The sequence below is a fragment of the Vibrio sp. Vb1337 genome (assembly GCF_033338715.1).
Lineage (GTDB): Bacteria > Pseudomonadota > Gammaproteobacteria > Enterobacterales > Vibrionaceae > Vibrio > Vibrio alginolyticus.
In genome coordinates, this window is record NZ_JAWOTD010000006.1 from 47,753 (window position 1) to 69,932 (window position 22,180).

Annotated in this window: 16 protein-coding genes; 6 read left to right on the forward strand and 10 right to left on the reverse strand. The window is 43.5% G+C overall.

Going from position 1 to position 22,180, the window contains the following annotated elements:
* Positions 1 to 24: 24 nt before the first annotated feature.
* The 9 genes from R7E42_RS08660 to R7E42_RS08700 all read right to left on the reverse strand — a co-directional run bounded on the left by R7E42_RS08660 (position 25) and on the right by R7E42_RS08700 (position 13,010).
* Positions 25 to 1,584 carry a SpoVR family protein gene (locus R7E42_RS08660; RefSeq protein WP_005378449.1) on the reverse strand — a complete coding sequence of 520 codons (1,560 nt, stop codon included), beginning with the start codon at positions 1,582 to 1,584 and terminating at the stop codon, positions 25 to 27.
* A gap of 11 nt (positions 1,585 to 1,595) precedes the next feature.
* The gene (locus R7E42_RS08665; RefSeq protein ID WP_005378448.1) at positions 1,596 to 2,867 is read right to left on the reverse strand and encodes a YeaH/YhbH family protein; all 1,272 of its coding nucleotides are present in this window, start codon (positions 2,865 to 2,867) and stop codon (positions 1,596 to 1,598) included.
* Positions 2,868 to 2,914: 47 nt separating this feature from the next.
* Complete coding sequence (locus tag R7E42_RS08670; RefSeq protein ID WP_005378447.1) at positions 2,915 to 4,849, reverse strand: PrkA family serine protein kinase; 1,935 nt, start codon at positions 4,847 to 4,849, stop codon at positions 2,915 to 2,917.
* 493 nt (positions 4,850 to 5,342) lie between these two features.
* On the reverse strand, positions 5,343 to 5,843 hold the full coding sequence (locus R7E42_RS08675; RefSeq protein ID WP_005378446.1) for a YfbU family protein: 501 nt from the start codon (positions 5,841 to 5,843) through the stop codon (positions 5,343 to 5,345).
* A 136-nt stretch (positions 5,844 to 5,979) separates the two neighbouring features.
* Positions 5,980 to 6,645 (reverse strand): energy-coupling factor ABC transporter permease, encoded by a 666-nt coding sequence (locus R7E42_RS08680; RefSeq protein WP_005378445.1) that lies wholly within the window; start codon positions 6,643 to 6,645, stop codon positions 5,980 to 5,982.
* Between the two features lie 154 nt (positions 6,646 to 6,799).
* Entirely contained in the window at positions 6,800 to 7,540 is a 741-nt protein-coding gene (gene pflA / locus R7E42_RS08685; protein WP_005378444.1) for a pyruvate formate lyase 1-activating protein, read from the reverse strand.
* 211 nt (positions 7,541 to 7,751) lie between these two features.
* Positions 7,752 to 8,729, reverse strand: coding sequence for a lipid A deacylase LpxR family protein (locus R7E42_RS08690; protein ID WP_005387855.1), 978 nt, complete (start codon positions 8,727 to 8,729; stop codon positions 7,752 to 7,754).
* 153 nt (positions 8,730 to 8,882) lie between these two features.
* Positions 8,883 to 11,159 (reverse strand): formate C-acetyltransferase, encoded by a 2,277-nt coding sequence (gene pflB / locus R7E42_RS08695; protein ID WP_005378442.1) that lies wholly within the window; start codon positions 11,157 to 11,159, stop codon positions 8,883 to 8,885.
* A gap of 303 nt (positions 11,160 to 11,462) precedes the next feature.
* On the reverse strand, positions 11,463 to 13,010 hold the full coding sequence (locus tag R7E42_RS08700; protein WP_005378441.1) for a DUF3360 family protein: 1,548 nt from the start codon (positions 13,008 to 13,010) through the stop codon (positions 11,463 to 11,465).
* A 454-nt stretch (positions 13,011 to 13,464) separates the two neighbouring features.
* On the opposite strand from R7E42_RS08700, the gene R7E42_RS08705 reads away from it, so the two are divergent.
* From R7E42_RS08705 to R7E42_RS08730, 6 genes are all read left to right on the forward strand, one after another.
* Positions 13,465 to 14,937: a 54K polar flagellar sheath protein A gene (locus R7E42_RS08705; RefSeq protein ID WP_318072585.1), complete on the forward strand. Its 1,473-nt coding sequence runs from the start codon at positions 13,465 to 13,467 to the stop codon at positions 14,935 to 14,937.
* A 264-nt stretch (positions 14,938 to 15,201) separates the two neighbouring features.
* Positions 15,202 to 15,972 (forward strand): ABC transporter ATP-binding protein, encoded by a 771-nt coding sequence (locus tag R7E42_RS08710; protein ID WP_005378438.1) that lies wholly within the window; start codon positions 15,202 to 15,204, stop codon positions 15,970 to 15,972.
* 83 nt (positions 15,973 to 16,055) lie between these two features.
* On the forward strand, positions 16,056 to 16,826 hold the full coding sequence (locus tag R7E42_RS08715) for an ABC transporter substrate-binding protein (RefSeq protein WP_005378437.1): 771 nt from the start codon (positions 16,056 to 16,058) through the stop codon (positions 16,824 to 16,826).
* A gap of 81 nt (positions 16,827 to 16,907) precedes the next feature.
* Entirely contained in the window at positions 16,908 to 17,648 is a 741-nt protein-coding gene (locus R7E42_RS08720; RefSeq protein ID WP_005378436.1) for an ABC transporter permease, read from the forward strand.
* Positions 17,649 to 17,651: 3 nt separating this feature from the next.
* Positions 17,652 to 18,329, forward strand: a complete 678-nt coding sequence (locus R7E42_RS08725) for an ABC transporter permease (RefSeq protein ID WP_005378435.1) — start codon at positions 17,652 to 17,654, stop codon at positions 18,327 to 18,329.
* 154 nt (positions 18,330 to 18,483) lie between these two features.
* Positions 18,484 to 21,207 (forward strand): ImpA family metalloprotease, encoded by a 2,724-nt coding sequence (locus tag R7E42_RS08730; protein ID WP_213895480.1) that lies wholly within the window; start codon positions 18,484 to 18,486, stop codon positions 21,205 to 21,207.
* Positions 21,208 to 21,300: 93 nt separating this feature from the next.
* Here the strand turns inward: R7E42_RS08730 and xthA are convergent, their stop codons facing one another.
* Positions 21,301 to 22,107: an exodeoxyribonuclease III gene (gene xthA, locus R7E42_RS08735; RefSeq protein ID WP_005378433.1), complete on the reverse strand. Its 807-nt coding sequence runs from the start codon at positions 22,105 to 22,107 to the stop codon at positions 21,301 to 21,303.
* Positions 22,108 to 22,180: the final 73 nt, after the last annotated feature.

Below are 22,180 nucleotides of genomic sequence, written 5' to 3' on the forward strand. Positions count from 1 at the left end.
GTTTTACTTGTATCGCGGTATTAGTTAAATGTTAGTGTCGTATTGGTTCCGTTTAGGGCAGGTCGCTAACACCTCTCGGTGACCGGTGTCTTTCACTTCTTGGAGAATGACATCAAAGCCCCATAATCGATACACGTGCTTTAGAACTTCTTCGTAACTATCATCAAGTGGGATGCGGTTGTGAGGAACGTACTGCAACGTAAGCGAGCGATCACCACGGACATCGACATTAAACACCTGAATGTTTGGCTCAAGATTAGATAAGTTATACTGAGCGGCTAAGGTTTCTCTAATGCGTTTATAACCCATCTCATCGTGTATAGCAGCGACTTCAATAAAGTTCTTATGATCATCATCGTTGATCGCAAACAGCTTGAAATCACGCATTAATTTCGGAGAAAGGTATTGGCTAATAAAGCTTTCATCTTTGAAATTATGCATCGCGAAATGCACTGCATCTAACCAGTCGGTTCCTGCTAGGTCTGGAAACCACTCTTTGTCCTCATCAGTTGGTTCTTCACAGATACGCTTAATATCTCGGAACATGGCAAAGCCTAACGCGTAGGGGTTAATGCCATTAAAGTAAGGACTGTTATAAGGCGGCTGAGCCACGACACTGGTGTGGCTATGTAAGAACTCTAGAATGAATTTTTCAGACACCAAGCCCTCATCATAAAGATGGTTGAGTATGGTGTAGTGCCAGAACGTTGCCCAGCCCTCATTCATAACTTGCGTTTGTTTTTGCGGATAAAAATACTGACTGATCTTACGGACGATCCGAACAACTTCACGCTGCCACGGCTCTAGCAACGGCGCATGTTTTTCGAAGAAGTAGAGCAAGTTTTCCTGAGGCTCGCTTGGGAATCGCTCTTTAATGTCTTCCTCTTTCGTCTTGGCTGTCGGTACCGTGCGCCAAAGCTCATTAACTTGAGATTGTAGGTATGCTTCGCGTTCTTCTTGTCTTGCTTTTTCCTCTGTAATTGAGATTTTCTCTGGACGCTTGTAGCGGTCTACACCAAAGTTCATTAACGCGTGACAAGAGTCGAGCAGTTTTTCCACTTCTTTTACGCCATATCGTTCTTCACACTCGGCTAAATACTTTTTGGCGAACAGCAGATAGTCGATAATAGAGCTGGCGTCAGTCCACGTTTGGAATAGGTAATTACCTTTGAAAAAAGAGTTATGGCCGTAACACGCGTGCGCTATCACGAGTGCTTGCATTGTTACCGTATTTTCTTCCATCAAATAAGCAATACAAGGGTCGGAGTTAATCACAATCTCGTAGGCTAACCCCATTTGACCATGTTTATAGTTCTGCTCTGTTTGAATGAATTTTTTACCAAATGACCAGTGGTTGTAATTGATTGGCATGCCGATACTTGAGTAGGCATCCATCATCTGTTCTGAAGTAATCACTTCTATTTGGTTAGGGTAAGTGTCTAGGCGATAATGCTCCGCGACACGCTTAATTTCTTTGTGGTATCGCTCTAACAGCTCAAATGTCCAATCTGGTCCATCTGGCAACACTTTACTGTTACGCTTTTTAGGCGCCTCTCCTGAGAGGTTTCTCGTTGCGGTATTCATCGCTAGCCTCCTTACGCCGTTTCTTTTTGGAATAGTTCACGAAAGACTGGGAAAATATCCTCCACAGAGCGAATGTTTTTCATTGCGAAATTAGGAAACTCTTCAGTGAGTTTTTCGTACTCATGCCATAGAGTTTGGTGCGATCGCCGCGTGATCTCTATGTAAGAGTAATACTGACAGTTTGGAAGTAATTTGTTCACTAACAGATCCCGGCATCTTGGCGAATCATCTGCCCAGTTGTCACCGTCGGATGCTTGAGCTGCATATATGTTCCACTGACCAATCGGGTATCGCTCTTTTACTATTTCATCCATTAACTTGAGCGCGCTAGATACAATGGTACCCCCGGTTTCTTGTGAGTAGAAAAATTCGTGCTCGTCCACTTCCTTCGCTTGGGTATGGTGGCGGATAAAGACGACTTCGACATTCTCGTAGGTACGAGTTAAGAACAAGTACAAAAGAACATAGAAGCGTTTTGCGATGTCTTTCGTTGCCTGGTCCATCGAACCGGATACGTCCATTAGACAGAACATTACCGCTTGGCTCGATGGTACCGGGCGTTTCTCATAGTTCTTGAAGCGTAAGTCGAAGGTATCGATGAACGGCACGCTTTCGATTTTCTTGCGCAGTTCTTCAATTTCAGCCTTCAAGCGGTTCTCTTCAAACTGCTGAGCAGGTTCAATATTTTTGATGCGAGCAAGTTCGTCTTCTAACTCTTTAAGAAGTCGTTTCTTACCAGCAGTCATTGCAGTACGGCGCGCAAGAGATTGTTGCAGAGAGCGTACTACGGCGATATTGGAAGGGATACCGGCAGTTTGAAAGCCTGCACGGTGCGTTTTCCATTCTGTGATTTTGGCAATTTGGTTTTTTTCTAGATTAGGCAGCTCGAGATCTTCGAACAAAATATCGAGGTACTCATCTTTTGATATTTGGAATACAAATTCGTCTTGGCCTTCTCCATCTGGACTGGCGTTCCCTTCTCCAGAGCCGCTACCTTGACCGCCACCTTTGGGACGCTCAATTTTATCACCAGTAATGAATTGGTCGTTACCGGGATGAACTCGTTCTCGAACACCACCTTTGCCTTGATGAAATATAGGCTCATTGATGTCTTTGTGAGGGATAGAGACGTCTTCGCCCGTTTCCGTATTCGTAATCGAGCGTCGATTCACTGCGTCTGCTACCGACTCTTTTATTTGCTCTTTGTGGCGCTTCAAGAAGCGCTGTCGATTAACAGCGCTCTTGTTCTTGCCATTGAGCCTTCGGTCTATAAATTGCGCCATGAAATAGCCCTCTTCATGTTTCACAAGCGACCTAACTCAATACTGGGTTAGGATGACTTACGTACTCGTAGGTACCACTCAGAAAGTAGGCGAACCTGTTTCTCGGTATAGCCTTTTTCCATCATGCGAGCGACAAAGTCGTCGTGCTTCTTCTGATCTTCAGAAGAGGTTTTCGCATTAAATGAGATAACCGGAAGTAGCTCTTCGGTATTGGAGAACATTTTCTTCTCGATTACTGTGCGCAGTTTTTCGTAGCTGGTCCAAACCGGGTTTTGACCATTGTTATTCGCTTTCGCACGAAGCACAAAGTTAACGATTTCGTTTCGGAAATCTTTCGGGTTAGAAATACCAGCTGTTTTTTCGATCTTCTCTAGCTCAGCATTCAGTGAAGAGCGATCAAATAGCTGACCAGTTTCTGGATCTCGGTACTCTTGGTCTTGAATCCAGAAGTCTGCATAGGTGACATATCGGTCGAAGATGTTTTGGCCGTACTCAGAGTAAGACTCAAGATAAGCGGTCTGAATCTCTTTACCGATAAATTCAACGTATCGAGGTACTAGGTAGCCTTTCAAGAACTCGAGATATTTCTCTGCTGTTTCAGCAGGGAACTGTTCGCGCTCAACCTGTTGTTCAATCACATAGAATAGATGTACAGGGTTGGCTGCCACTTCGGTTTGGTCGAAGTTAAATACGCGTGACAAAATCTTAAAGGCAAAACGTGTTGAGAGACCGTTCATGCCTTCATCGACACCAGCATAATCACGATACTCTTGATAGCTTTTTGCCTTTGGATCCGTATCTTTCAGCGTTTCACCGTCGTATACGCGCATCTTAGAGAAGATGGACGAGTTCTCAGGCTCTTTAAGTCGAGAAAGAATACTGAATTGTGCCAGAGTCTCGAGTGTGCTTGGTGAACAAGGGGCTTGAGATAACTCACTGTTTTCAAGAAGTTTTTGGTAGATTTTGACTTCTTCTGAAACACGTAGACAGTAAGGTACTTTCACAATATAAACACGGTCCAAGAACGCTTCATTGTTCTTGTTGTTACGGAAGGTCTGCCACTCAGATTCGTTTGAGTGAGCCAGAATCATACCGTCGAATGGAATCGCAGAAAGGCCTTCTGTACCGTTGAAGTTGCCTTCTTGCGTTGCTGTTAGCAGCGGGTGAAGCACTTTGATTGGTGCTTTGAACATCTCAACGAATTCCATTAAACCTTGGTTTGCTTTACACAGCGCACCGGAGTAGCTGTAAGCGTCTGGATCGTCTTGCGAATAGTGCTCAAGCTTACGAATATCGACTTTACCAACCAATGATGAGATATCTTGGTTGTTTTCATCGCCTGGTTCAGTTTTGGCAATACCGATTTGGTCAAGGATAGAAGGGCGTACTTTCACTACTTTAAATTTGGTGATATCACCACCAAACTCGTGAAGACGTTTAGCGGCCCAAGGAGACATGATCGAGCGAAGATAACGGTGCTCGATGCCATACTCTTTTTTCAAAATATCGCCATCTTCTGTGGCTTTGAATAGGCAGAATGGATGGTCATTCACTGGGCTGCGTTCGCCGTTAGCAGTAAGAACATAAATAGGCATCTGTTCCATCAGAGCCTTAAGCTTTTCTGCAAGCGAAGACTTACCACCGCCGACAGGGCCGAGTAGGTAAAGAATCTGCTTACGCTCTTCTAGGCCTTGCGCCGCATGTTTTAGGTAAGACACAATTTGTTCTATGGCATCTTCCATGCCATAAAAGTCTTTAAAGGTTTCATAACGAGAGATAACACGATTCGAGAAGATTCGGCTTAGTCTCGGATCCTTTGCCGTATCGATTATCTCTGGTTCACCAATCGCCATCAGTAGGCGTTCTGCTGCATTAGCATAAGCGCTTTTGTCATCTTTACACAGGGCTAAAAACTCCTGTAACGACATCTCTTCATCTTTTGCAGCTTCATATCTTGATTGATAGTGGTCGAAAATACTCATGTCGCTTTCCCCTTTAATAGTCAGTCTACCGACGAACGTTGATTCAGGCTTTCCACCAACAGTTATGCTCGTTGTTGTTTGAATATACGTCCTGTTATCACATTTGGTTCGTACAGAATGTAAGATTGGCGACACCAAAGACTTTGCTTTATGGACGGTTTTTTCGTTACAACGGTGAGCGGTGGATATGAATTTTTCAATCACAGCCTTTCTCTACTTAAGCCTAGTCGGGGATTTGCAATTTTGCTTAACAATTATGAATTTATTGTAAAAGTGACATTTGAATCACTCTTTTATTAAGGACGAATTTATGTCGTGAATAGGTGCAATAGAAATCAAATATTTGGCAAAGACGGAAGAGTCTCAGTGATTCGTTGTTCTACATTGAGCAAGGCAAGTGAAAGAGGTAGGAAGAGAGCAAAGTCTTAGATAAGTTTGTGACAGGGTAAATAACAAGGAGAGCGGGCGCTCTCCTCATTCTTAGATGACCATTTTATGCGCTGAAGATTTGCGCTAGTTCGTTTTCACATAAATGATACTGACGAGGGCAGTTACGCCAAGTTTGCAGCATACGGCGGTATTTATCTAGCATCGGCATTTGGCTGTTAAAGTGATGATCTGCCTTGTCAAACTGAGGGTACAAACCTTCAGAATCGATGAGAAAACGTACGTAATGTACTTGTTGCGCTTCTGAAGCGATATCAAATCCCAAGAACTTCAAGCGACGTTGATCCACGTTGCTGCGATCTTCATCGTCTAGCATGTTGTAAGACTCTTGCATCGCATGATACATCTCCATAACGTCGATGATCTCACGACACTCTGCTTCTGAGAGGCAGCCGAAATCTTTGTTCAACTCTCGCATTTGTAGTTCATAACCACGTTCAACGATCGTTTGTAAGCGTTTGTATTTGGCCGCATTACTTGGATCAAGTTGAGACATAAGGTTGTATTGGTTTGATAGAATCAAACGTTGAGCGTTTGACATTTCCATGGTGACCTCACTAGATATCTAATACATTTTTAATGTGCTTAGGTTAACGCTTAAGACATGAGTGAAACATGATCTCAACACATATTTAATACTAAAAAATGGCAAGAACTGTCACTTTTGACCAGTTTGAAAACACTTATTTATGGTAATGATTGTATATGTAGTCTCGGTCTGAAAATACTCTCAGCCACTCTGGCTTGAATACGGTTAAAACCGCCAGTGCCATACCATTTAATAGACCTTCTGGAAAGGCGAGCAACGGCACAAAAACAAAGTAGTTATGTTGAATGGTTTCCCAATCGTAGTGACCAACTGATAGGTGATAAAAAGAGTTAATGATGAGGTGCAGACTTCCTGTTATCGCGCCATTGAAAAATCCAGCAACGAAGATGAAAACAAAAATGTTTCGTGGCAAGTAGTGGTAACTCAGAAGAAACACTAAGTAACTAATGAAAATCGGAATTAGGGCAGATAGAACTAACGACGTGGGTAAGAGTAGCAAGGACACATCATGTAGTAGGTGGTTGACCAGCATTGCAGGGATACTGAGTAGAAATGCCATACGCCAACCATACATCATCGTCAGCGTTGTTAGTGCAAGAAAATGAATCTGTAATCCTTCTTTTACACCTGCTTGAGCTGTCCATAAAATACTGAAAAAGAAGAGCGTTGCAAAAACGAGGTGCTGAAATCCTTTCTCTTTTTCCAGTTTGGGCCAAACGACTTTTTTCCAATCTGGTAGGCAGTAGACTACTACTATCCAAATTGAGACAACAAGAGAGCCTAAGTTAAACAAATCCATGTTACTTCCTTCCTATGCGAACATGACGCAATCATTTCTATCGTTCTTTTTATACCTAAATGACCGCAGAGAAACTCACTGATAAGGCTTAGATATAATCAAAAAAATACCAGCAATAAGCTGGTATTTTAAAGAGGTTAGTCTTGCGGTTCACTTAGTATTTTACGTTATCGTTGTATTGAGCAAGAATGGATTGAATTTCATCCATGGTTTCTTTTGGTGGCGGGTTTACGCCTTCGAGTGGGTATTCTAAGCCTAACGCTTCCCACTTATGAGCCCCTAATTTGTGGTAAGGAAGTAACTCGACCTTTTCGATGTTATCCATGTCTTTAATAAATTCACCAAGCATGTGTGCTGCTTCTGGGTCATCTGTGTAACCAGGCACGACGACATAGCGAATCCATGTTTTCTTTCCGATTTTTTGCAAGTAACGAGCAAAGTCCAATGTGCGTCGGTTGGATACACCAATGAGATCTTGGTGCACTTCGTCTTTCATGTGTTTGATGTCAAGCATGACTAAGTCTGTTGCATCCAGTACTTCATCGATAACATCAGTGTGCTTACGAACATAACCGTTAGTATCTAGACATGTATGAATGCCTTCGGCTTTAGCAGCGCGGAAAAAATCACGTACGAATTCCGGTTGAAGCATCGCTTCGCCGCCAGAACAAGTAACGCCACCGCCTGATGCATTCATGAAGTGGCGGTAACTTTTCGCTTCGGAAATGATTTCTTCAACCGTGACTTCTTTGCCATCATGCGTGTCCCAAGTATCGCGGTTATGGCAATACTTACAGCGCATTAAACAACCTTGCAAGAAGACGATAAATCGAATACCAGGTCCGTCTACGGTACCACATGACTCAAATGAGTGAATACGACCAGCTGTTGACATCTTTTGCTCTCATTACTAGTAAATTCTAGCTGTTATTTTATTACAAAAAGCAGGGTTAAAACAGCTTTGTCGGTACTAAAGGCAAGGTTATTTGAAGAAAGAAAATAGATGGAGCCAATCTACATAAACGCTTGAACACGAGGTGGTTAATACCTACCCCGAGAACTTGCCGTGTATCTAGATTGACTTCGATGCTGGGATAATTCAGTTTTTAGAAAAAGGCGAACACGGAGAACGAGCCTGTCCCATAAACATCGGTTTGGGCTTCTTCATAATCCGGTGTTTTAATTGTAAAGGTGATGCTTGCACCGTAATTTTGGTTGTACCAAGATACCCCCGCGACGGCACTTGCTTGCCAATTTTGCAGTGTGACGTCGTATGGCGCTGACGGTTCAGGAATGCCAGGACGATCTCCTTCGATAGTCATGTCATTAAAGCGGTAACGACCTTCAAACCCGGTGAACAAGAACCAACTCGACGTGTTCTGAGCGATCATACTTGCTGAGAAAGGGCTTTCGACACTGATATTGGCGGCTCCGATGCTATTCGCTAGGTTTGTACCCCAACGAAACATGACGCCTTGAGAGACATCACTACGGAAGTTACCCGCATTGATGTCGTTAATGTTGGTGATCTCCCATTGTGTTTTTTGTTCTTCGCTGCGCATCAATTTGTTAAATACGCGGTAACCAAGGCTGAACGCAACTTTATCTTCAATCTGGTAATCCCAACCTTGAGGGTCCGTCGATCCTGTTATGCCGTGAACGATTTCTTGCGCCTTTTCTGATAGCGAACTTTCACCCGTAGCTCCTATGGTGAAATTGTACCGTACAGCTTTGTCACTCGTTAGGGAAAGGTAGTTGATTTCGGTGTGTAGGTAACCGGCATATGGACGATCATTGATTAGTGGATAATCGGCTTCAATGTCGCTTGGAGTCCACATTTTGTGGCCAAGAACCAACTCTATTTTATCGATATTGGCGTGCTCTGAGTTAGCTAGACTCAGCCATTTCCATTGGCTTTCTTGTGTCAGTTGGTCTGTCGCGTAAGAAAGGAAAACACCATTCGTATAGTCTTGATCTACGCCAAAAATACCATCGTTGTCGATGGTAAAAGAAACCGTAGACTTAGTGGATGCTATTGCAACTGGAGAAAGAAGGGTAAGAATAATTAATTTGCTAAATCTCATAGACTTTATTTGCTAACTTTTTTCGCATCATACGTAAGAATGCGGGCAAAAGTCTTTCGCGATATCACAACTTTCATTCAAGAAATAAAAAAAGGCTGATGCTACTTAGCATCAGCCTTTGTTGTATTACTAGAACGTTATTTCGCTATAGTCTTATAGAGACTCAGTGAATGTACGTGCGATTACGTCAGCTTGTTGCTCTGCAGTTAGAGAGTTGAAGCGAACAGCGTAACCAGATACACGGATTGTTAGCTGAGGGTATTTCTCTGGGTGCTTAACTGCGTCTTCTAGAGTTTCACGGTTAAGAACGTTCACGTTTAGGTGTTGACCACCTTCGATACCCGCTTCGTGGTGGAAGTAACCATCCATCAGACCTGCAAGGTTAGCGCGTTGTGAACCCTCATCTTTACCTAGTGCGTTAGGTACGATAGAGAATGTGTAAGAGATACCATCTTGTGCGTCAGCAAACGGCAGTTTAGCAACTGAAGTTAGTGATGCTACAGCACCTTTCTCGTCACGACCGTGCATTGGGTTTGCACCTGGAGCAAATGGAGCACCAGCACGACGACCGTCAGGCGTGTTACCAGTTTTCTTACCGTAAACCACGTTTGAAGTGATAGTAAGAATTGACTGAGTAGGGATTGCATCACGGTAAGTCTTAAGCTTACGGATTTTGCCCATAAATACAGAAACAAGTTCACATGCAATATCATCAACGCGTGGATCGTTGTTACCGAATTTAGGGTAATCGCCTTCGATTTCGAAGTCGATTGCTAGACCGTCTTCGTCACGAATTGGCTTAACTTTTGCGTATTTAATTGCAGATAGTGAGTCAGCTGCAACAGATAGACCAGCAATACCACAAGCCATAGTACGTTTAACGTCACGGTCGTGTAGAGCCATTAGTGCCGCTTCGTAGCTGTACTTATCGTGCATGAAGTGGATAGCGTTTAGTGCAGTCACATATTGTTTCGCTAGCCAATCCATGAAGTGGTCCATTTTCTCCCACAGTTCATCGTAGTTAAGAACATCGCCTTCGATCTTAGGCATTTGCGGGCCAACTTGGATTTTTAGCTTCTCATCCACACCACCGTTGATGGTGTAAAGCATTGTTTTCGCAAGGTTCGCACGAGCACCGAAGAACTGCATTTGCTTACCAACAACCATTGGAGATACACAACATGCGATCGCGTAGTCGTCAGAGTTCATGTCTGGACGCATTAGGTCGTCATTTTCGTACTGAATAGAAGAAGTATCGATAGATACTTTCGCACAGAACTTCTTGAAGCCTTCAGGTAGTTGCTCAGACCAAAGAACAGTGATGTTTGGCTCTGGAGAAGGACCCATAGTGTATAGTGAGTTTAGGAAACGGAAGTTTGTACGAGTAACTAGCGTACGACCGTCAAGACCCATACCACCCATAGACTCAGTTGCCCAGATAGGGTCGCCAGAGAATAGGTCATCGTACTCAGGAGTACGTAGGAAACGAACCATACGTAGTTTCATTACGAAGTGGTCGATCATTTCCTGAGCTTGTTCTTCAGTTAGCTTACCAGCCGCGATATCACGTTCGATGAAGATGTCTAGGAACGTAGAAGTACGACCTAGAGACATAGCCGCACCGTTTTGAGATTTAACAGCAGCTAGGTAACCGAAGTAAGTCCACTGAATAGCTTCTTGCGCAGTTTCAGCAGGACGAGAAATATCACAACCGTATTTTGCAGCCATTTCTTTGATTTGACCTAGAGCACGGTGTTGCTCTGCGATCTCTTCACGAAGCTGCATTGTCATTTGTAGGTCTTCGCCGTTCTCAAAACGCTCTTGTAGAGAAGAGAACTGCGCGAATTTATCCTTCATTAGGAAGTCAATACCGTATAGAGCAACACGACGGTAGTCACCGATGATACGACCACGACCGTATGCATCTGGAAGACCAGTCAGTACGCCAGATTTACGACACGCCATGATTTGAGGAGTGTAGATATCGAAAACGCCTTGGTTGTGAGTTTTACGGTATTCTGTGTAGATTTTTTTAACTTGTGGGTCTAGCTCGCGGTCGTAGGCTTTGCATGAACCTTCAACCATGCGGATACCACCGTTAGGGATGATCGCACGTTTTAGAGGAGCGTCAGTTTGAAGACCTACGATAGTTTCTAGGTCTTTTTCGATGTAGCCTGCATCGTGAGCAGTGATGGTAGAGATAACTGAAGTATCAAAATCAACAGGAGCGTGAGTCGCGTTCTCTTGTTTGATGCCTTCCATTACCTTAGCCCAAAGCTTGTTAGTCGCTTCAGTACCTTCAGAAACTAGGAAAGATTCGTCGCCTTCGTACGGAGTGTAGTTCTTCTGAATGAAATCACGAACGTTTACTTCGTTTTGCCAGTCGCCTGCAGCAAAACCTTCCCAAGCTTTAGCAAATTGCTCTGCCATGACATACCTACCTTTTTAGTAGAAAAAAATACGTACTGCTTCGCCGTTGAGCCAGCTATCCCCAGATAAAAGAGGGGAACAGTACACTCTTATGAATAACAATATTTATAGTCTTAAATTTACGTATTCGATTTACAAAACTATAAATATTGTCACTAGTTTTAACGTTTCTCTTTTTAAGCAACAGTTAGAGGTTAAACTAAAATTTTTTTGCAAACCTTAAACTAAATCAATAAATCCTCAAAAATCTCGATAAAAATGGGGTAGCGACGAGCGCTACCCACAAATTTCTGGATTGCTAGCTTATAGCCAAGCTTGGATGCCATACTGGCCTTCAAGCATACCAACTGCAAGCATAGCAACTAAACAGATAACAAGTACGCTTACTGGGATCACAATCTTGTCTACAAATGATAGGCGAGACGCGCGCTCTTTATCTCCAATTAAACCGTTGTTATCTAAAAGCATAGTTAGTGCCCAAGCTAGAACTGGGTTAACAACGGCAGAACCAAAGATACAAATGCCTGCTGCTTGTGAGTCTTTCGAGTCCTTCACCATCTGCATGCCAGCTTCAAGCAGTGGTAGAGATACACCAACGAGAAGAGCAACGCGCATAACTGGAGGCCATACTGCAACGTCCATAGGAAAACCAAGGATTGCAACAATAATACATAGAGAGCCTAGTAAGATGGCGCCAGCAGGAATAGGGCGTTTCGCGATTGCAGCAGGGATCATGTAAGTCCCCCAAGATGATGTGATGTTACCACCACCCACTGCAGTACCGACCATTTGGCGAACGGAACACATTGTCATTGTGTCATCAACGTCCATCAGCACTTTCTCACTCTTACGTGGGTAGTTCATCTCTTGGAAGATACGGTGACCCAAGAAGTCAGGTGACCACATTGCTACCGCAAGAATGGCGAATGGTAGAGAAGCGATGAAGTGTTCCATATTAGGAAGACCAAGCATCCAACCTTCTTCTGTTGAACCCCACCAGTAGATTGGATTTAAGTTTGGAAGGCCTGTCTCGGTTACGAATTTAATATCGAAGCCTGCGCCAAGAGCAAGTGCGATTGCAAGCCCAGTGAAGGCACAAACAGGGATCGCTAGCCAGCGTTTGTTCACTTTAGCAAGGAACGCGTATAAGCCAATGGTAACCGCAAGAACAATTAGACCGATGTAACCCATGCTACCAGCAGCAACCGTATCGGATTGCAAACCAACAGCCCAAGCTTGAATAGAGTTAATTTGGCTCATGGTTCCGGTTAAACCTAGGAAAATAAGAAGGCCACCAGCCGTACCTTCAGAGGTGAGGTTAACCAGTTTTGACCCACCTTTTAAGAGGCTCAAAATCAAACCAAACACACCAATGAGAATTGCTAATGCAAGAGGGTGAGCACCAGCAAGAGCGATCGTACCAATAAGAGGGATCATCGGGCCGTGGTTGCCTGCTAGGTTGGCTTTAGGGTTAATAAAACCAGAGGCAAGTACACAGAAAAGAAGTGCAGGGATGAGCATTTCTACACGCGCAACTTCGATAGCAAAGTCCTTGCCTAAGTTTACGTGGTCCCATGCTGCAGTAAGACCTTCAGCCCAAGACATCATTACCGCAGAGTACATTGCGATAATACCGATAGTACCAGCAAGTGCTGGAACAAGGTCTTCAAGCTCAAAGCGGAAGTCACGACCTGGCAAGTTCAAGCCAAAACGACGTGGCTTCATGATTTGTAGTTCGTGGTCTAGGTAGTCTGAACGGCTTGCGAACTCAGATGCTGGACGATGAAGCTCACGGTAGCTCTTGGTCTCGATATCTGAATCAGAGTGCGTTTTGTTAACTGCGTCTGACATAGATTCCTCATATATTTAAAAGTTATGAATTCTTCATTCAATTGTGTTAATCCGCATCCTGCGGCACGCTTATGCTAGCTATTGTTAGATTTGTTACACGTCGACACTGTGCCTAAGCATAGCTAATAACTTATTGTGTTGAGGCACAAAAAAAAGCCTCATCTTTTGGCAGGAGTCTAGCAAGATAGCCATTTAGGGTGATTGATTTAGATCACTTTAAGAATGGTTGTGAAATAAAACTACAGAAAGTTTCTGGCATGCGAATGAGATGCGGAGATCTTGTGTAATTTCATTACACAAGTTGCATAAAATTAGAACTTTTTGTCCTTTTGCACGAGATGCAGATTAAATGTCAATATTCACGGTGATTATATAAAGCTGGCTTTATTCTTGCTTTGGACAGAGCAAAGACAATTTTTTGGCTAATCATTGCCGCTCAGTTTAGGAAAAAGACATGAAACAGCTTAAAGTACTGCCACTAGTGGCAATCATCTCAGGGTTAATGGTCGGTTGCGGCGGCGGTGGCGGTGGCGGTGGTGCAGCGCCGAAAACTGCGTTTACTTTTGATTTTGCTATACCAGCAACAATGACTGAAAGTGAAGCAACTACGAAAGGTTGTACTGTATATGACCACAAAACTGAGCTGAACGGCGATAAAACGGTTTTAACCTACAGTGCAGCGTCAAAAGAGCAAGTGACCAACTATGTTATCGGTTACTACTCTGATGCAGATGGCAAAAGATCCGGAGACATTATCAAACCTACCACTGATAACTTTAAGTTTTATCTTGAAGATATCCCTGACGGCGGCTTTATAACGTTTCAAGCAATAGAATTTAACGGCAAAGAAGCTCGCGTAAACACGTTTTCAAAAGAGTTCTTGGAAGATAAGAAACTACGTAATGCTACTTTTGCACTAAACCGAGACTCTTTGAACAAATGCTTTACTGGCGGTAACTTAGCAAGCAATAAGTTTACTAACTTAGATTACCGAAATGCTGAATCAGGTGGCGGAGATTACAACTTTGTCTCGCAAACCGATATTTTCACGTCTCCGAACCCTGATATGTTGCCTACTGATGAACTGATGGGGCTTAAAGGTGAACCAACGGCATTGTTTCAGTATGAATCAGGTTCAAGCGACAAAGCGCTTTACCAGTATGGTATTGGTTCGTGGGGAACTGGTGAGATAGCCTTAGTTAGAGCGGATAATACGTCAAACATTTATTCGTCTTCTGACTATACTTACGACTCGCTCAACATTGGCTTTGTTACTAACGGCTTTGCATATGACGCGTTGAAGCTGGATAAAACGGCCGTTGAATATAATCGCCCTAGTGCAACGAATAAAGAAACTTGGGTATACATGGCGTTCTCAGAGAATCAAGTTAATGGTTGGGAGTCTCTACTTAACGAAACGATCTCTGACGGATGGGATATTGACGTTGATCCGAGTGCTTACTTAAATATTGATAACCTGCCGAACACAAAACCAAGTGTATCAACGCAAGGAAGTGCAGAGTCCGTGATTGATCTGGACATGGGCTTAACATCGTCTACTGAAGGCTTTACTCGTGTCGCTTACTTTGCAACTTCAGGCGACTACAGAGTCACACATCGCATTTTCACAACAAGTGATAGTGATTCTGTTGTTGTTCCAGAATTGCATTACTACAACTTCCCAACATCGGCCGTTAACGGTTTGAAAGTTTCAGCTTCGGACGATTTTAATCGCACTGCTTTGGTAGTGAATGAAGATAGTAATATTGATTCTAAAGTTTTCATGAGCTTCTTCTCCAATGGTGAAGCGTCAGAGCCTGAACTAGATGAAGACCTAGATGGCATCATTACTTCTGAAAAAGAAGGCTTAGAAAATGAAGTGACATTACGTACTTCAAACTCGTTGGTAGTCAGTCGTTTTAATTAATTCATTGCGACCTCGAATAGGTTTCAATTAACACTTTTGTAAATTTATTAAGCCCCTTTGAAAGGGGCTTTTTTATATTTAATATTCAACTTTTGAAGAATATGTTGCTATATATTGCATATTAATTTGTCTATCGTATCTTTCTATTCGAATTATTTAGGTTAATAATTTGTTGCAAGTTTCAAAGGGCGGTGCTAATTTGTTCCGAATTAGAGAGGGCGGAGTCCCTTAATTGCAGTGACAAAAACACAGGGAGTAGGGCGCATGAATGATGTACCAGCGCTAGATATAAAAGACCTGCACAAAACATTTGGACAAAATGAAGTTTTAAAAGGCATTTCACTTGCCGCGCACAAAGGAGATGTTATCTCCATCATTGGCTCTTCCGGCTCAGGTAAGAGTACCTTTCTCAGATGTATCAACTTGCTAGAAACGCCTACCGCGGGCGAAATTTGGGTAAATGGTGAATTAATCCAAATGAAGAACAACAGAGCAGGTGAATCTGTTCCTGCTAATGAAAAGCAAGTCCAACGTATTCGTTCACGCCTGGCAATGGTTTTCCAAGGTTTCAACCTCTGGTCTCACCTAACCGTACTAGAAAACGTGATTGAGGCGCCTGTTCATGTCTTAGGCGTGCCAAAAGCTCAAGCGATTGAAAATGCAGAAGTCTTGCTTAAGAAAGTAGGCTTGTATGAGCGTAAAGATTATTACCCTGGGCACTTATCTGGCGGCCAGCAGCAACGTGCAGCTATTGCCCGTGCGCTAGCAGTTGACCCAGAGGTGATGTTGTTTGACGAGCCAACTTCTGCGCTTGACCCAGAACTTGTAGGAGAAGTTCTGGGGGTAATGAGAGATTTGGCAGATGAAGGGCGAACTATGCTGGTGGTCACGCACGAAATGGCGTTTGCGCGTGACGTATCAAACCATGTGATGTTTTTACATCAAGGCTTAGTGGAAGAACAGGGAAATCCAGCTAAGCTATTTACAAACCCGGATTCAGAACGATTACAGCAGTTTATCTCATCCATTTACTAATATTTGTTAGGCGGCAGACTATTGCCTCCTAAGCCAACACAACAAACAAAACGAAATAAAATAGCAATCACAGGAGTATGGAAATGAAAAAGTGGTTATTAGCAGCAACGATTGCTGCAACGGCAGTATCAGGTGTTGCCCAAGCGAAAGAATGGAAAACAGTTCGCTTTGGTATCGAAGGTGCTTACCCTCCGTTTAGCTGGACAGAAACTGATGGCTCAATAAAAGGCTTTGACGTAGATATGGCAAATGCACTCTGTGAAGAGATGCAAGTGAAGTGCAAAATCGTCGCTCAAGATTGGGATGGTATTATCCCTTCTCTTCTTGCACGTAAGTACGATGCCATCATCGCAGCAATGTCTATCACTGAAGAGCGCAAGAAAAAAGTCGATTTCACTGGCAAGTACGCACAAATCCCAAATAAATTTATCGCTAAGAAAGGTGCGGGTCTAGATTTTGATAATCTTAAAGATGTCAAAATTGGCGTGCAACGTGCGACGACACATGACAAGTACTTAACTGACAACTACGGCGATGATGTTGAAATTGTGCGTTATGGCTCTTTTGATGAAGCGTATCTTGATCTAGAAAATGGTCGAATTGCTGCCGTTTTAGGTGATGCGTCTGCTCTAGAAGAGGGTGTGATCAACAAAGCAGGTGGCGAAGCTTATGAGTTTGTTGGACCATCGTTAACCGATCCAAAATGGTTTGGCGAAGGTATGGGTATCGCTGTTCGTAAACAAGACAAAGATCTGACGAAGAAACTCGACGCAGCAATTATTTCACTACGTGAGAAAGGTGTTTACCAAGAAATTGCTGGTAAATACTTTAACTACGATGTGTACGGTGAATAAACCGTAATTAAGCGACCGTTGGCTTGTTCCTAGAAGTAGTCAACGGTCGATTTTTTGAGTTTAGGGATTAGGAACTCACCTATGCTAGATTTACAAGGATACGAAGCTTCGATTTTGAAAGGAGCTTTAGTAACAATAGAAGTTGCAGTGCTTTCACTCATTCTCGCCATGGTCTTAGGCATGCTTGGCGCACTAGCTAAGTTAGCGCCTTACAAATGGGCAAGGGCGATTGCCACTCTTTACACCACCGTCATTCGCGGCATTCCAGATTTGGTTCTGATGATGCTAATTTTCTTTGGTGGACAAATACTTTTAAATAACAGCCTTTACTCCATCAACGAAACGCTCAACGAGTGGTTTGCCTCGAGTGATCCAAACCATGAATGGACGTCTTACTTACCTGATTATATTGATGTCAGCCCATTTATAGCTGGTGTACTCACGATTGGTTTTATCTTTGGCGCCTACATGGCGGAGACTTTTCGTGGAGCGATCATGGCGGTGGACAAGGGTGAATTAGAAGCGGCGAAAGCTTATGGGATGAGTTCAGCTTTATCGTTTAGAAGAATCTTGCTTCCTCAGATGATTCGTCATGCATTACCTGGATTTGGTAATAACTGGTTAGTGTTACTTAAGACCACAGCGTTAGTTTCCATTATTGGTCTGGATGACATGGTGAGAATGAGCTCATTGGCAGCAGGTACGACCAAAATGCCGTTCACCTTTTACATGGCTGTCGCGCTCATCTTTCTATTTTTTACCAGCGTTTCGACCGGGCTACTCAAGCTTGTTGAGCGTAAGTTCAGTATTCATGCGAGGTAAGTTATGGACTTTTCTTTGATTATTGAAAGCTTTCCAACTTATCTTCAGGGACTTTGGACAACAGTTTGGTTAGTGGGATTAGCGTTGGTTATTGGCTTGTGTGTCTCTATCCCATTAGCCGTGGCACGCAATAGTACTAATTACGCTCTAAGCTTACCTTCTTGGGGATTCATTTACTTTTTCCGTGGAACGCCGCTATTGGTTCAGCTGTATTTGATTTACTACGGCATGGATCAGTTTTTCCCTGTGAAAGATACCTTATGGGAGAACGCTTGGTTCTGTGCTTTGGTCGCTTTTATTCTTAATACATCGGCTTACACCGCAGAAATTATTCGTGGTGCGATTAATGGTTTGCCGAAAGGTGAGGTGGAAGCTGCGAAAGCATATGGCATGAGTAAGTTTATGACATACAGACGTATTATCTTGCCGAGTGCATTGCGTCGAGCATTACCAGCTTATTCAAACGAGGTCATATTTATGCTGCACGGAAGTGCAGTCGCGGGCATCGTTACCATCATGGATTTAACTGGTGCTGCGCGTCTAGTTAACTCGCGCTACTATGCACCATTTGAGTCTTTCCTGACGGCGGGGCTGTTCTACATGGCACTGACGTTTATGATCTTGTGGTGTTTCAAAGTGGCAGAGAAGCGTTTCTTAGCTTATCTGCGTCCTTTAAGCTAATTATCAATAGAGGCAATAGCATCGGAGTGGGTGCTATTGCTTTTGATAATTTTGTTATCTTCATTCCTATTTTTCCAGTCGATGTAAAAGACTCTTTCTTATTATTCATCAACTTACATTAACATTCGGTAAACTCATTGTTTAGTAAGTAAAAATGAAAAAAACAATTCTATCGTTGGGTATTGCCGCCTTAGCCACAGGATGTGGTGGGGGAGAGGGAGAATCACAACCTAATGCTCAAGTAAAACCAACGCCAGCTCCAGTTCAACAAGCTCTTGAAACTGGTAATGCACTGCTCGTTTCTGACCCGAGCGAATTCATTCGTAAAAGTCGTCAGGTTGTAGAAGCTCACAAGATGCAGTCGAATACGATCAAATCTGCAATTGCGAAAAACCTTTCAGGTCTTTATTGGGATCCAACCCATGATGCCGCGATCTTGGCACCTCAGTATGGCTTCAACGACACCATCTTGATGACCAATAAGGCCATGGCAAGCGGTTACAAAGATCAAGCTCTGTCAATTGGCGTTGCCGGGGAAAAGTCTAATGGTCAACGTTACGCACTATTAGGTAGTAACCCATTTAGAACGGCACAACGTTTTCCCGACTCTTCCAACGCAGCGATGACGAAATGGTTAAGTAACCTGGTCACTTGGTTGTCGGGCGGAGTTACTTCAAACGTCGTCATCGCGCAAATGGATCAGTCTTATTACTTTCCGGATGAGCAAGCGACTCGGAATTGGCTGAAAGACAATGTTTCACAAGAGTTGGCGTTTAACGAGGCCAACCTATGCGATGGTTCGAAGCTACTTAGCTGCTTGCAAACCAATACTCCAAACTTATTGATCTTGTCACAGCATCTGCAATCTGGAGATACCAACAAACCAGTACTCGAAGCTTTGGAATACGCTGAGCAAGCCCAAATTCCTGTTCTATACCTGCATTGGGATGGAGGACTAACTGATCTTGGCCAAGACATTTTGGAAAAATTCCATGTTGATTATGTGGGAGATAACTATTGGCGTAAGTTAGGCTTGGTCGACTGGGAACCTTCATCGTTGATGAACGTTGTGCCGGACTCTGTCATCACACAACAAGCGCTGTTGTCTCGTTTTGAATCTCAAAATTTCAACGTTGACTTGTCAAAGTGTGATGACAAATCCTGCCCTGACACTGCGAATATGGACAGTCAATTTTATGCAGGGGCAAACAGCATTCGCCATTGGTTGCAAAAGCTTGATGAACAAAAAGTAGATTTGTTTAATCAAAACGGCTACCAATACGAAAAACTCATGGTATTGCTGGCTGATCATTATCGTCAAACGGTTGTCTTCCCGATGGACAAACAATCAACCCAAATGACCGAATTCCTAAAGTCGTACTTTGCCGATTACGTGCAATACAACAGCCGAAGCGTAAACCCAAAACAACCAAATATGGGGAACTTCAGCCGTAGTGAGTTTAGCCCTGACATAAAGAGAATCAGTGCAACGATTAATATGGAATCAAAGCGTAACTTCCGTTCGGCTGGTGTGTATGCGCTTCCTGGGGAAACCTTTACGGTTAAGCGTAATGACAGCAATGATGTGGCGACTAAGATTGTCATCAACACTTTAAGAAGTGGTGCAACTCATGAGTTCAGCAAAGATGGATACACGCGACCAAAACTGCTGACTTCATTCGGCTATGAAGTGAAGCCGGGTGAAACCATCACGCTGACTTCTCCTTATGGTGGTCCAGTACAGGTTCACTTTGACAAAAATGATGTTCCGGTTGAACTGAAATTTAATCATGTGGCACAGCATCCAGTTTGGAGAAGTGAGAAGGACAACGACGCTTTTATTCAACAGTTAGAAGCCAATTTATTCGATTGGGCTGAGCTGATCACTCCTGGGTTTGAAGTACACTCAAAGCGCGACAAAATGTTGGAGTCGGTCAACGATGAAATGTGGTCTACCCCTTCGGAAATGGCGCTTGCAACAGAAGAATATGTTCACAACTACCCGCATGTGCTGGCAGGTTTCCAAGGGCCGGGCATAGATGAAGTGCCTGAAATTATTCAATACGCCCAAAACCAAGGTTGGGAAATCGCCAATATTGATATAGTGAAGCACATGAACGCTGACCAAGCGACGTGTGGTTATGGTTGTTCGGGTAACCCTTACGATGCTTACTGGTCATTCAGCCCACTCGGTCACGGTGATTTACATGAGCTTGGTCATGGTTTAGAAAAAGGTCGATTCCGATTTTCAGGCTGGGAAGGGCATTCAACGACCAATTACTACTCGTATTACAGTAAGTCTCGTTTCTTCCAGAATACGGGAAAAGTTTCAACTTGCCAAAGCTTGGATTTCAAAGGCCAGTTTGAATTATTGCAAGCTAGCCGAACTCAAGCGGATCCAAACGCATACATGGCTGCGCAAAATCAAACCAGTTGGAGTTGGGGCGCTCGTGTTTACATTCAAATGATGATGGCGGCGCAGCATGAAGGTGTGCTTAAAAATGGTTGGCATTTATTGGCGCGCTTGCACCTGATTGAACGTGAGTTTAACCGCTTAAAATCGGACGACGCGCTTTGGGATGAGAGACGATTGAGCATTGGTTTTGCCAACTACTCTCGGGAAGAAGCAAATAGCATCTCGAACAACGACTGGTTGCTTATTGCTCTGAGCTACATCTCTCAGCGAGATATGACTAGCTATCTCGATATGTGGGGGTTCTCGTTCACAGAAAAAGCGAAACAGCAGGTTGTGGCGCTGAATCTACCGCCGATGCCGCTCACTTACTTTGCAAGTAGTAATACAGGCTACTGTCTGAACGAATTTGCACAAACACCGATAACTGTTGATGGTCAAACGGTTTGGCCGCTGAATCAGTGATTAAATGGTAATTTGTATGAAAAAGGGAGACTGAGTCTCCCTTTTTATTGGATTAAGCTTAGCGTTGAGTCTCGCTTATAGCTTTGCAATATATTACTTAAATGTTGACCAGATTGGTGCGTGATCTGAAGGCTTCTCGATACCACGAAGCTCATAGTCGATACCAGATTCAATACACTTTTCCGCTAGAGAAGGGGTTGCCAAAATGACATCAATTCGTAGGCCACGGTTATCATCAAAACCGCGAGAACGGTAGTCAAACCACGAAAATTGATCGTTCACCTCTGGGTATAGCTTACGGAAGGTGTCCACAAAGCCCCAGTCTAGTAAGGTTTTCAACCATTCGCGCTCTTCAGGTTGGAATGAACATTTACCTGTTTTTAGCCAACGTTTACGGTTTGGCTCGCCGATACCGATATCTGCATCAATAGGGCTGATGTTGATGTCACCCATAACAATCAATTGCTCGTCGTTATTGTGATGATCGTTTAGGTAGGTCATCAGATCTTTATAGAATTGGCGCTTGTATGGGAATTTGGTTTCGTGGCTGATGTTATCCCCTTGAGGGAAATAGCCGTTTAGCACAGTGACCTTTTCGCCGTTTTCATTTAAAAACGTTGCCATGATCATGCGCTTTTGATGTTCCTCGTTATCCGTCGGGAACCCTTTTTGTACGTGTAGAGGCTCTTGCTTACAAAGCATTGCTACGCCGTAATGTGCTTTTTGACCATGGAAATACACTTTGTAGCCCATGGCTTCGACAGCTTCAATCGGGAATGCTTCATCGTGAACTTTAATTTCCTGAAGACCAATCACATCAGGTTGGTGTTTGTCGATTAGCGCTTGGAGTTGGTGCAGTCGCGCACGTAGTCCATTGATGTTAAAGCTGATTACTTTCATTATTTATCCTTTTGGGGCGTACTTTTTATGAATAGTATCATTGTGTAAGAGCACTGAAAATGAGTCTCGGTGA

Excerpts from the sequence above, each read along its gene's own strand:
- R7E42_RS08660 (WP_005378449.1), bottom strand. The coding sequence starts at position 1,584 with ATGAATACCGCAACGAGAAACCTCTCAGGAGAGGCGCCTAAAAAGCGT.
- R7E42_RS08665 (WP_005378448.1), bottom strand. The coding sequence starts at position 2,867 with ATGGCGCAATTTATAGACCGAAGGCTCAATGGCAAGAACAAGAGCGCT.
- R7E42_RS08670 (WP_005378447.1), bottom strand. The coding sequence starts at position 4,849 with ATGAGTATTTTCGACCACTATCAATCAAGATATGAAGCTGCAAAAGAT.
- R7E42_RS08675 (WP_005378446.1), bottom strand. The coding sequence starts at position 5,843 with ATGGAAATGTCAAACGCTCAACGTTTGATTCTATCAAACCAATACAAC.
- R7E42_RS08680 (WP_005378445.1), bottom strand. The coding sequence starts at position 6,645 with ATGGATTTGTTTAACTTAGGCTCTCTTGTTGTCTCAATTTGGATAGTA.
- pflA (WP_005378444.1), bottom strand. The coding sequence starts at position 7,540 with ATGTCAACAGCTGGTCGTATTCACTCATTTGAGTCATGTGGTACCGTA.
- R7E42_RS08690 (WP_005387855.1), bottom strand. The coding sequence starts at position 8,729 with ATGAGATTTAGCAAATTAATTATTCTTACCCTTCTTTCTCCAGTTGCA.
- pflB (WP_005378442.1), bottom strand. The coding sequence starts at position 11,159 with ATGGCAGAGCAATTTGCTAAAGCTTGGGAAGGTTTTGCTGCAGGCGAC.
- R7E42_RS08700 (WP_005378441.1), bottom strand. The coding sequence starts at position 13,010 with ATGTCAGACGCAGTTAACAAAACGCACTCTGATTCAGATATCGAGACC.
- R7E42_RS08705 (WP_318072585.1), top strand. The coding sequence starts at position 13,465 with ATGAAACAGCTTAAAGTACTGCCACTAGTGGCAATCATCTCAGGGTTA.
- R7E42_RS08710 (WP_005378438.1), top strand. The coding sequence starts at position 15,202 with ATGAATGATGTACCAGCGCTAGATATAAAAGACCTGCACAAAACATTT.
- R7E42_RS08715 (WP_005378437.1), top strand. The coding sequence starts at position 16,056 with ATGAAAAAGTGGTTATTAGCAGCAACGATTGCTGCAACGGCAGTATCA.
- R7E42_RS08720 (WP_005378436.1), top strand. The coding sequence starts at position 16,908 with ATGCTAGATTTACAAGGATACGAAGCTTCGATTTTGAAAGGAGCTTTA.
- R7E42_RS08725 (WP_005378435.1), top strand. The coding sequence starts at position 17,652 with ATGGACTTTTCTTTGATTATTGAAAGCTTTCCAACTTATCTTCAGGGA.
- R7E42_RS08730 (WP_213895480.1), top strand. The coding sequence starts at position 18,484 with ATGAAAAAAACAATTCTATCGTTGGGTATTGCCGCCTTAGCCACAGGA.
- xthA (WP_005378433.1), bottom strand. The coding sequence starts at position 22,107 with ATGAAAGTAATCAGCTTTAACATCAATGGACTACGTGCGCGACTGCAC.